Raw genomic sequence first — 11,535 nt, 5'->3', positions numbered from 1 at the left:
GTCAATAATCTCAATTACTTAACTCATTGAAAAATTATTATTTTTTATCAAATCTTCATTTTCCCTCGTTTTAACGACCCGAAGCATCTGTGATTCACGTCTTATTTACATCATTTAAACCATTCGTTAACTGGATAAAAACACGGCAGCCTCGTTATAGTAGTTTTGTAAAATAAAACACTGTTGTACAGGGTAAAATAAAACGAGGTGTTCATGGAGATCGTTACCGCGCCGCACCTTGCGGTCAGAAACGAGTGGCTTGCGTTACATCGTGAAGCGCCATTACAACCCGAGCTGCCCATCATTGATGCGCATCATCATCTTTGGGATCGGCAAACCGGCCGCTATCTCACCCATGAGTTCAGCGACGATATCCAGACCTCAGGGCATCGCGTTGTCTCATCGGTCTATGTGCAATGCCGCTCCATGTTGCGTCGCGACGGGCCGGAGACGCTTAAACCGCTTGGTGAAATCGAGTTTGCCAGCGGTATCGCCGCGATGTTCGCCAGCGGACATTATGCAAACGCGCTCGGATGCGAAGCCATCATCGGCGGCCTTAGCTTGCTGGCGGGCGATGCGATGCAGCCTGCCATCGAGAGCGCGATAGCGTTATCCGGCGGCCGGCTGCGTGGGATGCGCAATCCGTTGGCCTGGCATCCCGATCCGCGGGTCACGTCCAGCCCGGTTACGCCACCGGCAGGACTGGCGCTGAGCGATCCGTTCCGTCGGGGCGCTCTCTGCCTTGCGAAAAATGGATTGTCGCTTGATGTGTGGGTTTACCACACGCAACTGGATGAAATTGCCGAGCTGGCGCGGCACATACCAACGCTTCAGATTGTGCTCGATCACTGTGGCGGGCCAGTCGGCGTTGGACCCTATTCAGAACGGGATCCAGACATGTTTCAGCAGTGGCGAAACAGTATGCGACATCTGGCGGAACTACCGAACGTATGCGTAAAAATTAGCGGATTTGGTATGACGGTCAGGGGATTTCCCTTCGCAGCGGCAGAAACACCGCCGGATTCGCAAATGCTGGCACAGGCCTGGCAACCGTGGTTTGAGACCATCGTTTCGCTTTTCGGTGCGGAACGCTGCATGTTCGCCAGCAACTTTCCGGTCGATAAAGGCATGTTTAGCTACGGCGTTTTCTGGAACGCCTGCAAACGCCTGGCGCAACAGATGTCCCCTGGCGAACAGGCGCAGTTGTTCTGGCGCACTGCCGCAACCTGTTATCGGTTAACCTCTGTGGAGAAGATCAATGACCAGTAAAAGCGAGCTGAATCAATTTACTGCGACTAAAGCGATGCCTGACACATTGCCGCAGCGCGTTGCTGAGAGGCGGACGCTGGCGCTGGGCGGCCTTGGCTGGACATTTGAAAGCTATGACTCCTTTCTGCTTTCATTGCTGTTGCCAGTACTGGGCGTGGTGTTCGGTATTAATAAAACCGAGCTTGGGCTGTTTATCAGCGTCACGGCCGGGGGGCAGATTATTGGCGGGATCCTGTTTGGTTTTATCGCCGACAAAATTGGCCGTGTAAAAACGGCGCTGACCTGTATCGCCATCTATTCACTCTTTTCCGGCCTGTTAGCCTTTACGCACGATCAACAACATTTCGCGCTGTTACGTTTTTGCGGCGCGCTGGGTATGGGCGGAATGTGGACATCGGGCGCGGCGCTGATTGCGGAAACCTGGCGGCCAGAGCGGCGCGCGCGCGGCGGGGCGCTGATGCAAATGGGGTTGCCCGTTGGCGCGATTCTGGCCATCAGCCTGACGGCAATCGTCAGCTCGGTTAATGGCGGCCTGGAGCAGGGGGCATGGCGCTATCTGTTTATGATCGGCGCGCTGCCGGTGTTCATTATGAGCGTGGTGGCCTGGTTCACACCGGAATCGCAGGTTTGGCTTGCTCGTCAACAGGCGAAGGCGACGAGTAGTCAACCTGCCGCGAAGCTGGGTAAACACAATCTGAAAGGTCTGCTGCTGGCCTTTGTCTTTATCTTTTTTATTCAGTATCTGTTCTGGGGCGTATTCACCTGGACACCCACCTATCTGCGAGAAGTCAAACACCTGGATTTTTTGCACAGTCTGAAATTTGTATTTGCGCTGCAGGCTGGGGCCATCGCGGGGTTTCTGGTGTTTTCGGTGCTGGCGGATAAATGGGGACGCCGTCCAATGTTCCTGATTTATCTGTTAACGGGCGCCATTGCCGTCGCGCTTTACCTTGTGACCACGCAACCCATCATTCTGATGGTGGCGATTTTCATGGCCGGTTTCGGGGTTAACGGTATTTTTGCGGGCTCTGGACCCTTCCTGGCGGAAATCATTGGAGACACGTCATCGCGCGGTTTCCTGATGGGGCTTGCCTACAATGGCGGCCGTCTGGGCGGATTTATTGCGCCGCTACTGATTGGTGCTGTCGCCAATGCCGGCGGTTTCACCGCGGGACTGGCGACGACCGTGGTTGCTTTCCTTGCGGCGATGCTGGTGGTGTGGCGAGCGCCGGAAACCAGAGGCATCAAGCTGAAGTAACGTATTTCATCTCTACATCGTTTTCCTGATAAACATAATGAAACCCTGCGAGGAAACCATGACCGATCAATTACCGAACCGCGCTATCGATAACGATGCGCTGGAAAAAGAGACCATGCGGCGGGTTATCTGGCGCATCCTGCCTTTCCTGGTTGTCAGCTACCTGGTGTCGATTATTGACCGGGGCAATATTGGTATGGCTGCGCTGCAGATGAATGAGGATCTGGGCCTGAGTAAGGCGGCTTTTGGCTTCGCCAGCAGTTTGTATTTTGTCGCCTATTTTATCTTTGAGGTGCCCAGCAACCTGGCGATGCAGAAGGTGGGGGCGCGCTTGTGGATCCCGCGCATTATGATCAGTTGGGGAGTGGTATCGATGTGTATGGCGCTGGTGCAGAACACCACCTCCCTTTACATCGTCCGTTTTTTACTGGGCGCTGCCGAAGCGGGCTTTTTTCCGGGCGTGGTACTCTATCTTACCTGGTGGATCCCGTCACGCTACCGTGCGCGTATTATTGCCTCTTTTATGGTGGCCATTCCGCTGGCTAACTTTATCGGCTCACCGCTTTCAGGGCTGATCCTGATGCTGGATGGCTGGTTAGGGCTGCGCGGCTGGCATCTGTTATTCATTATTGAAGGGTTGCCGGCGGTGCTCCTGGGGATTGCCGCTTTCTTTATTTTGCGCGACCGCCCGCATCAGGCTGGCTGGTTAAACGACCGGCAGAAGACGTGGCTGGAAAACACGCTTCAGGCGGAGCGCCAACAGCAGAAACAGATCGGTCATACCACCACATGGCAACTGTTGAAGCATCGCCAAATCTGGCTGATGGCGTTGATTTACGCCGGTGCGTCGTCTGCCGGCACCACGCTTAGCGTCTGGTCTCCACAACTGCTGAAGTCGTTCCATCTTGATAACCTGACCACCGGGCTGCTGAATGCCATCCCCTATGGACTGGCGTCGGTGCTGATGATTGTCTGGGGACGCAGTTCGGACCGGAAAAATGAACGCCGCTGGCACACGGCGCTTACCCTCTTTATGATTGCGGCTGGCGTGTTCGCGGCATTTATCAATCTGTCGCTTCCGGCCACCATTATGATCCTCAGTACCATACTGATTGGCGCTTATGCGGCGAAGGGCCCCTTCTGGGCGCTGGCATCGGGCTGGATGAGCAGCACGTCAGCCGCCGCCGGGCTGGCGGCCATCGGCGCGATCGCCAACCTGATTGGCGGCGCGGTGATGGTGAATGCCTATGGCATTATTAGCGAACGGACAGGAAGCCATACGCTGGCGATGCTGCCGCTGGCCGCCTTGTGTCTGGCAGGCGGCATTGCGGTGCTGGCCATGGGACGGCGTTACTCGCAGACTGCCAGGCAGGAAAAACAGATGACCCATTAATAAGCAAAGGCGGGATTTTTCCCGCCTTCTTAGCCAATCTTACTCTTTCAGACCGTAAAACCTTTCGCAGAATGGCTTGCTGGCGCCTAGCTTGAGCGACAGGCGGTTGGCCGTCTCCTGCATGAGCTGGCTGATGCCGTTTTCTTTACGATCTTCCGTCAGACGCGATGCCGGCCCGGTCAGGGCCAGCGCCGCGATCAGTTTATCGTGGACGCCAAACACCGGCATTGCGAAGGCCGCGGTGTGCGGGTCGCGCGCGCCGGAGGTATAGAACGGCAGCGTCGGTTCGTCTTCCTGCAACGATTCACCCAATCCCCAGTGGCGTAAAACCTTGCTGATAGCGGAACCATCCAGCGGGAACTGGCTGCCGGGCAGGTTGCTGTGGCGTAATCCCTGGGAGGCTTCGGCGCGGAACAGACACAGGCGCTGTCCCCCCTCAATCACATACCAGCTCGCGCTTTCGCTGGAGGCCTGTGACAGCGCCTGCAATTCCGGCTGTACGACTCTGGCAAGTTCAAATGATTGCTCATAGAGCTTGCCGAGATAGAGCAGACGGTGGCCGAGCGTATAGGTGCCATCGTCGTGCCGGATGATGTAGTTCATTCGCTCAAGCGAATTCATCAGGCGATAAACGGTTGTTTTGTGATATCCCGAAAGCTGGGCCAGCTCCGTTAACGTCAGACTGTCATTACCGGGACGGAAGCAATCAAGTAAAGCCAGCGCCTTTTCAACGGCAATTACGCCTTCATTCCCCATCATGTTCTCCTTTTTGCCGAACAAAATTGTACCTGAATTTTGTGAGTAACTTCGTGTTTACATCACAAACAACTTCGCAACACTGGCGAAAAGCGAAGCAATGCTCGTATAGTTGTTTTATATAGTACACGTGAGTTGTATCTAGTAAAACAAATGGAGAGTAACCATGCCTGCTTCGCAACAGAAACTCATCAACTTTGATATTGCGCGTGTTGACGCGGAAGAGGTCCGCCAGGCCGCCGAATTTCAGGCCGCCATTCTGGCTGACGTGGCCGGACGCCGTGGCACATTACATGGCCGCATCAAGCCGCTGGCGCCGCATATGGCGGTTGCCGGGCCAGCGATTACCGTAGAGGTCCGCCCGGGGGATAACCTCGCTATTCACGCCGCAATGGCCGTCGCCAAACCTGGCGATGTGCTGGTCATCGACGGGAAGGGCGATCTCTCCTGCGCGCTGCTGGGAGAGATCATGGCGACGCAGGCCCAGGCCAGCGGTATCGCAGGGATTATCATTGACGGTGCCGTTCGCGATGCGGAAACCTTAAGTAACCAACGCTTTCCGGTTTTCGCCGCCGGCCTGAATCCGTGCGGCCCCACCAAGTTCATTCCAGGCAGGGTCAATCACGCTATTTCAGTCGGTGGCGCCGCCGTGCAGGCAGGTGACTTAGTGGTAGGGGATATTGACGGCGTGGTCGTTATCCCGCGCGATGAAGTTCGCACCATCATCGAACTGGCGAAAGGCAAACTGGCGATGGAATCAAAACGTCTGGTTGCTATCCGCGACGGCGACCTTCGTCCGCACTGGCTGGAGAGCGCTCTGCGTCAGGCAGGGATGCTGAGCGAAGGGGAGACACTGCCATGAGCGCTAAAAACGTCATCCTGATTACCGGCAGCGATTTGGCTGCAGCAGCGCTGGAGATGCTGGAAGATTACGAGCTTGTCTTTGCCGGCCGCCAGCCAACAGAATCCCAGCTGATAGCCTTGTGCCAGCAGCACAATCCGCTCGCGATACTGGTGCGCTATGGCAAAATCACGGCCGCCGTCATGGATGCCGCCCCGGCATTGAAGGTGATTGCCAAACATGGCAGCGGCATTGATGTCATTGACGTTGAGGCGGCCACCGCGCGCGGCATAATGGTTCGCGCGGCGACGGGGGCCAATGCCGCCGCGGTTTCCGAACACACCTGGGCGTTAATTCTGGCCTGTGCCAAGTCGGTAATTCCGCTTGACCGCCGCCTGCGTGAAGGGCACTGGGATAAATCAACGCATAAATCACTCGAACTTGAGGGCAGAACGCTGGGACTGGTCGGCCTCGGCGCTATTGGCAGCCGTGTGGCGAAAATTGCCGTCGCCTTTGGTATGAAGGTTCTGGCTTACGATCCCTACGCGAAAACGGTCCCGCCGGAATGTGAACGTGTTGACGAACTCAAAGACCTGCTGATGCAGGCCGATGTTCTGTCCCTTCATTGTCCCTTGACGCAACACAACAGAGGAATGATCAATGCTGCCACGCTGGCGCAGTGTAAGCCGGGCGCTATCCTGGTGAATACTGCGCGCGGCGGGTTGATTGACGATGTGGCGCTGGCCGCAGCATTAAAAGCGGGGACCTTGCGCTGGGCGGCGCTCGACAGCTTTCACAGTGAACCACTCACCACGCCGCATATCTGGCAGGCGATTGATAATGTCATTCTGTCTCCGCATGTGGGTGGCGTTAGCGATGCCTCTTACGTGAAAATGGGGACCGCCGCCGCAGCCAACATTCTGCAGGTGCTGCAGGAGTCGGCTCAGACAGAAACAACGTTTTGAGTGTTAACCGAACCTGCGCTCCCGGTTAATTTTTCGGCACTCTGTTTTCCGTGGCGCAGGGAGCGGCCAGACGCCGCCCCCTGCGCCGGCGGCGCTGCGCTTGCGCGGGCCTACAGTATATGAGCTTACGGGCGGCCTCCGTAGGCCGGGTAAGCGTAGCGCCACCCGGCAAAACAGGGCTGCCTGGACGGTAATCAACTCACCAGTTGCTTGAGCAGCGCAAAGGCTTCTTTCATCTTGTCTTCGCTGACCACAAAGGCACGCAGTTGATTCTCTGCATCCAGGCCTTTCGCCACCAGCCCCTCTTTGGCGGCTACGATATTCCACGTCAGATCGTCGCGGCGGGTGTCGCCGGCCAGATGCAGCGGCAGATCCGGCGTTTTCACTTTCACCAGCATTGGCGGCAAGGTGAGCTCGCCCGTTTGCGCCAGCAGGTTTTTACTCAGGCACATGGCGCTGAGTAAAATCGGCTGCAGGAACGGCAGTACCGTACCGTTGATTTCCGCACAGTCGCCGAGCGCATAAATCGCCGGGTCGCTGGTTTGCAGTTGATTATTGACCACCACGCCGCGGTTAATCTGCAATCCGGCATGGCGCGCCAGCGACGTTTCCGGGCGCAGGCCGGCGGCGGCCACCACCGCATCGACGGTTATCGCGCGCTGGCGGTCGAGACTGACGCGAATGCCGTCGGCGGTTTGCTCTAACCCCTCAAGCTGCGCCTTGAGCATCAGATGTACGCCCATCTCGGTAAGCCGATGCTGCAGGCGGCTACTGGCCTCCGGCGGCATCAGCGCCGCCAGCACGCTGGCTGAGTTATCGACCACCGTTACCGCTTTACCGGCGCGGCAGAAATCCATCGCCAGTTCGCAGCCAATCAGGCCGCCGCCGACGATCAGCACGCGCTTCGCGTCGTGCAGCTGGCTCTGCGCCGCGCCATATTCGCGCTGGCTGTTCAGCGTCAGCATTAGCTCGCGTCCCGGCACCGGCGGGATAAACGGCGTCGCCCCGGTGGCCAGCACCAGTTTGTCATAGCGCCACTGGTTATCCTGGCTCTTCACTAACCGTTTTTCGGCGTCGATATCGCTCACCCAGGTATGGGGAAACAGACGCAGATTATACTGCTCGGCGAACTCGCCGGCGCTTTGCAGGGTCAGATCGTCGGCCTTCTGCCCGCGGCTGATGACATGGCTGAGGTCCGGTTTGTTGTATTCATCCATGCTATCGGCGGCGATTAAGGTCAGCGGGATTTGCATATCCTGCTTACGGATATTTTTCACCAGCTGGCGGGCCGCGAAGCCCGAGCCGATGATGACGATGCCATCACTCATTTTGCCTCCGTCGCCAGTACGTCAAAGACATCTTTGCCAAGAGAACACTCTGGGCAGAGGAAATTGTCCGGCACTTCACTCCACGGCGTACCCGGCTGGACATCCTGGTTAGGTTCGCCTTTCGCCGGGTCATAGACCCACTGGCACACGCTGCACTGCATCATGGGACCGAGGTCAGCGGCCGCGGCGGCGGCACAGGCACAGTCCTGTTGTTCCGGCGTTGTCGCTGCTTCAGCAACCGGCAGCGGCGAGAGGGCCCACTGACGAGCGATATCGCGTCCGTGTTGGCGGCACAATTCCAGCGCGTCGATATCCGGGCGCCATTTGGCTTTCAGGCTCAGCGACATCTCAAAGCCGGCATCCTGCAGGCGGGTGGAGAGGCGGTCTACCGCGCCGCCGCTCCAGCCGTGCGAGCCAAAGGCGCTGGCGCGTTTATTGCGAAAACGCAGCCCGGTCATCTCTTCCACCAACCCGGCGATTTTCGGCATCATCACGTTGTTCATGGTGGAGGTGCCCACCAGCACACCTTTCGAGCGGAAAACGTTGGTGAGAATGTCGTTTTTGTCGCTGCGGGCGACGTTGAAGATTTTTACCGCCACCCGCGGGTCAACTTCGGTGATCCCCTGGGCAATGGCGTCCGCCATCATACGGGTGTTGTTGGACATGGTGTCGTAGAAAATCGTGATGCGATCTTCCTGATAATCCGCCGCCCACTCGAGGTATTTCTCGACGATTTGCGTCGGGTTATCGCGCCAGACCACGCCGTGGGAGGTGGCAATCATCTCCACCGGCAGGTTGAAGCCGAGGATTTCAGTAATTTTCGGCGTCACCAGGCGGCTGAACGGCGTCAGGATGTTGGCGTAGTAGCGCTGGCACTGTTCGTACAGTTCAATCTGGTCCACTTCATCGTTGAACAGGTGTTCGTCGCAGTAGTGCTGGCCGAAGGCATCATTGCTGAACAGCACCGCATCGCCGGTCAGGTAGGTCATCATGCTGTCAGGCCAGTGCAGCATCGGTGTTTCCACGAAGATCAGCTGTTTACCATTACCGATATCGAGAGTATCGCCGGTTTTCACCACGTGGAAGTTCCACTCCGGATGGTGATGGTGGCCGTTGATCGAGTCGATGGCGTTGGCGGTGCAGTAGATCGGCGTATCCGGGATCTGCATCATCAGTTCGGTCAGCGCGCCGGCATGGTCCTCTTCGGCGTGGTTAATGACGATGTAGTCGAGGTCGGCCAGATCGATTTCGCTGCGCAGGTTCTGCACGAACTCGCGGCTGAATTTATGATCGACGGTATCGATCAGCACGTTTTTCTCTTCGCGGATGAGATAGCTGTTGTAGCTGCTGCCGCGCAGCGTTTTATATTCGGTGCCGTGGAAATCACGCACTTCCCAGTCACGTTGGCCAACCCAAAGAATGTTATTTTTAACCGCAATAGACATAGCAACCTCAATCAATACAGTGTGTTTAAACTCAGTTGACTGGCTTATATCAAGTTGCATGCCAACTTTTTAATTCATTGATAATTAGCTATTTTTAATTTTTTTCTGATTTTGGTTGCTGTCAAAATGACAATGGCTAAAATAGTCGATATGACAATGCGTGTTGTCAAAATGACAATGGAGCGGCAATGAGTTTTTCCGTCGACGAGCTGGCGAGAATCGCCATTGATTTACAAAGCGATATCGGTCATGCCGACCGTTTTTCGCGCCTGATTACTACCCTGCGGCAGATCCTCGGCTGCGATGCCTCAGCGCTGCTGCGCTATGAGGCGCATCAGTTTGTGCCGCTGGCGATCGATGGCCTGGCGCAGGATGTGCTTGGTCGGCGCTTTGCCCTGGAAGGACACCCGCGGCTTGAGGCGATTGCGCGCGCCGGGGATGTGGTGCGCTTCCCGGCGGATAGCGATTTGCCCGACCCCTATGACGGGCTGATCCCCGGTCATGAGAGCCTGAAGGTTCACGCCTGCGTTGGCCTGCCGCTGTTTGCCGGACAGACGCTGATTGGCGCGCTGACCCTTGATGGTATGGATGCCGATCGTTTTGATAGTTTCAGCGATGAAGAGCTGCGGCTGATTGCCGCGCTGGTGGCTGGCGCCTTGAATAACGCGCTGCTCATCGCCCGCCTTGAGGCGCAAAATGTGTTGCCGGTGCAACCGGTGAATGACGCGCAGCCTGAGCGTCAGGAGATTATCGGCCTGTCGGCACCCATGCTGCAGCTGAAAAAAGAGATCGATATCGTCGCCGCCTCGGATTTAAACGTGCTGATAAGCGGCGAAACCGGCACCGGTAAAGAGCTGGTGGCGAAGGCGGTGCACCAGGGATCGCCGCGAGCCGCCAATCCGCTGGTCTATCTCAACTGCGCGGCGCTGCCGGAAAGCGTGGCGGAGAGCGAGCTGTTCGGCCATGTGAAAGGGGCATTTACCGGGGCTATCAGCAACCGCAGCGGTAAATTTGAGATGGCTGATAACGGCACCCTGTTCCTTGATGAAATCGGCGAACTGTCGCTGGCGCTGCAGGCGAAACTGCTGCGCGTGCTACAGTATGGCGATATTCAGCGCGTCGGCGATGACCGCAGCCTGCGGGTCGATGTGCGGGTGCTGGCGGCGACGAACCGCGATCTGCGCCAGGAGGTGGTGGAAGGGCGCTTTCGCGCCGACCTGTACCATCGGCTGAGCGTCTTCCCGCTGTCGGTTCCGGCGCTACGCGAACGGGAAAACGATGTGGTGCTGCTGGCGGGCTATTTCTGTGAGCAGTGCCGCCTGCGGATGGGGCTGGCGCGGGTGATACTCAGCGAAGCGGCGCGAAACAGGCTGCAGCAGTGGTCCTGGCCGGGCAACGTGCGCGAACTGGAGCATGCTATTCACCGGGCGGTGGTGCTGGCGCGGGCCACCCAGGCCGGTGATGAAGTGGTACTGGAGCCGCAGCATTTCCAGTTTGCGGTGACGGCGCCGATGTTGCCGACTGAGACGGCGGCAGCGGCGCCGGCGACGGAAAACGTCAATTTGCGCGAGGCGACCGACTCTTTTCAGCGAGAAGCGATTAGCCGCGCCCTGGAGGCGAACCAGCGCAACTGGGCGGCGACCGCCCGTGCGCTGGAACTGGACGTCGCCAACCTGCATCGGCTGGCGAAACGTCTGGGGCTTAAAGGATCCCTGCCTGGTAAAAATTCTGCAGGTTGATGGCGCCGACCAGTTGGCCGTTTTCATCCACCACCGGCGCGGCGCTGATTTTGTGTTTCATCAGCCGCTCTTTGGCTTCCACCGCGCGGCTTTCCGCCTGCAGCGTCACGCCGTTGCGGGTCATCGCCTGAGTGACGCCATCGTTGAGCGTACCGCCAGCAACCAGCCAGCGGCGCAGGTCGCCGTCGGTGAAAACGCCCTGCACGCGGTTGGCTTCATCGCAGACCGCCACCAGGCCGAGCCCGGTTCGGCTGAGTTCGAGCATGGCGTCCATGACGTTGGCCTCGGCGTTGACCCGCGGCACTTCTTCGTCGCGGCGCATCAGGTGATGCACCTTGTTCAGCAGACGCGCGCCGAGGGCGCCCGCCGGGTGGGAACGGGCGAAATCTTCTTCATTGAAACCGCGCGCCTGCATCACCGCCATCGCCAGCGCGTCGCCCAGCATCAGCGTGTTGACGGTGCTGGAGGTCGGCGCCAGATGCATCGGGCAGGCTTCGCGCTCCACGGCGATATCCAGCACCGCTTTTGCCGCCAGCGCCAG

At 57.8% G+C, this 11,535-nt stretch carries 10 protein-coding genes; 6 read left to right on the top strand and 4 right to left on the bottom strand.

Going from position 1 to position 11,535, the window contains the following annotated elements; translation table 11 throughout:
* The first annotated feature begins 213 nt into the window (after positions 1 to 213).
* Genes CW267_RS28500 through CW267_RS28490 form a run of 3 tightly spaced genes read left to right on the top strand, consistent with a single transcriptional unit; the run spans position 214 to position 3,920 of the window.
* Positions 214 to 1,269, top strand: a complete 1,056-nt coding sequence (locus CW267_RS28500; RefSeq protein WP_064142775.1) for an amidohydrolase family protein — start codon at positions 214 to 216, stop codon at positions 1,267 to 1,269.
* Positions 1,259 to 2,527, top strand: a complete 1,269-nt coding sequence (locus CW267_RS28495; RefSeq protein WP_064142776.1) for an MFS transporter — start codon at positions 1,259 to 1,261, stop codon at positions 2,525 to 2,527. The genes CW267_RS28500 and CW267_RS28495 overlap by 11 nt, the downstream gene beginning before the upstream one ends.
* Before the next feature lie 58 nt (positions 2,528 to 2,585).
* Complete coding sequence (locus tag CW267_RS28490) at positions 2,586 to 3,920, top strand: MFS transporter (protein WP_022065928.1); 1,335 nt, start codon at positions 2,586 to 2,588, stop codon at positions 3,918 to 3,920.
* Positions 3,921 to 3,959: 39 nt separating this feature from the next.
* Here the strand turns inward: CW267_RS28490 and CW267_RS28485 are convergent, their stop codons facing one another.
* Entirely contained in the window at positions 3,960 to 4,676 is a 717-nt protein-coding gene (locus tag CW267_RS28485) for an IclR family transcriptional regulator (RefSeq protein WP_008806170.1), read from the bottom strand.
* Positions 4,677 to 4,842: 166 nt separating this feature from the next.
* On the opposite strand from CW267_RS28485, the gene CW267_RS28480 reads away from it, so the two are divergent.
* Positions 4,843 to 5,538 (top strand): diguanylate cyclase, encoded by a 696-nt coding sequence (locus tag CW267_RS28480; RefSeq protein WP_008806169.1) that lies wholly within the window; start codon positions 4,843 to 4,845, stop codon positions 5,536 to 5,538.
* Positions 5,535 to 6,482, top strand: coding sequence for a hydroxyacid dehydrogenase (locus CW267_RS28475; RefSeq protein WP_008806168.1), 948 nt, complete (start codon positions 5,535 to 5,537; stop codon positions 6,480 to 6,482). Before CW267_RS28480 ends, CW267_RS28475 begins: the two co-directional genes overlap by 4 nt.
* 194 nt (positions 6,483 to 6,676) lie before the next feature.
* Here CW267_RS28475 and norW read toward each other — a convergent pair whose 3' ends face one another.
* Positions 6,677 to 7,810, bottom strand: a complete 1,134-nt coding sequence (norW, locus tag CW267_RS28470) for an NADH:flavorubredoxin reductase NorW (RefSeq protein WP_072122123.1) — start codon at positions 7,808 to 7,810, stop codon at positions 6,677 to 6,679.
* Positions 7,807 to 9,255 carry an anaerobic nitric oxide reductase flavorubredoxin gene (gene norV / locus CW267_RS28465; protein WP_032731130.1) on the bottom strand — a complete coding sequence of 483 codons (1,449 nt, stop codon included), beginning with the start codon at positions 9,253 to 9,255 and terminating at the stop codon, positions 7,807 to 7,809. The genes norW and norV overlap by 4 nt, the downstream gene beginning before the upstream one ends.
* A gap of 188 nt (positions 9,256 to 9,443) precedes the next feature.
* On the opposite strand from norV, the gene norR reads away from it, so the two are divergent.
* On the top strand, positions 9,444 to 10,994 hold the full coding sequence (gene norR, locus CW267_RS28455) for a nitric oxide reductase transcriptional regulator NorR (RefSeq protein ID WP_072122124.1): 1,551 nt from the start codon (positions 9,444 to 9,446) through the stop codon (positions 10,992 to 10,994).
* On the opposite strand, the gene CW267_RS28450 is transcribed toward norR, so the two are convergent.
* Positions 10,957 to 11,535: KpsF/GutQ family sugar-phosphate isomerase (locus CW267_RS28450; protein ID WP_133124763.1), on the bottom strand; the 579-nt coding region annotated here is incomplete at its 5' end. The two genes, norR and CW267_RS28450, sit on opposite strands and share 38 nt — an antisense overlap.

Origin of the sequence: Klebsiella sp. X1-16S-Nf21 (assembly GCF_002837615.1) — a bacterium.
GTDB classification, from domain to species: Bacteria; Pseudomonadota; Gammaproteobacteria; order Enterobacterales; family Enterobacteriaceae; genus Klebsiella; species Klebsiella variicola.
This window is presented reverse-complemented; position numbering and strand designations above follow the sequence as displayed.

Coding starts and splice junctions, on each gene's coding strand:
- CW267_RS28500 (WP_064142775.1), top strand. CDS start 214: ATGGAGATCGTTACCGCGCCGCACCTTGCGGTCAGAAACGAGTGGCTT.
- CW267_RS28495 (WP_064142776.1), top strand. CDS start 1,259: ATGACCAGTAAAAGCGAGCTGAATCAATTTACTGCGACTAAAGCGATG.
- CW267_RS28490 (WP_022065928.1), top strand. CDS start 2,586: ATGACCGATCAATTACCGAACCGCGCTATCGATAACGATGCGCTGGAA.
- CW267_RS28485 (WP_008806170.1), bottom strand. CDS start 4,676: ATGGGGAATGAAGGCGTAATTGCCGTTGAAAAGGCGCTGGCTTTACTT.
- CW267_RS28480 (WP_008806169.1), top strand. CDS start 4,843: ATGCCTGCTTCGCAACAGAAACTCATCAACTTTGATATTGCGCGTGTT.
- CW267_RS28475 (WP_008806168.1), top strand. CDS start 5,535: ATGAGCGCTAAAAACGTCATCCTGATTACCGGCAGCGATTTGGCTGCA.
- norW (WP_072122123.1), bottom strand. CDS start 7,810: ATGAGTGATGGCATCGTCATCATCGGCTCGGGCTTCGCGGCCCGCCAG.
- norV (WP_032731130.1), bottom strand. CDS start 9,255: ATGTCTATTGCGGTTAAAAATAACATTCTTTGGGTTGGCCAACGTGAC.
- norR (WP_072122124.1), top strand. CDS start 9,444: ATGAGTTTTTCCGTCGACGAGCTGGCGAGAATCGCCATTGATTTACAA.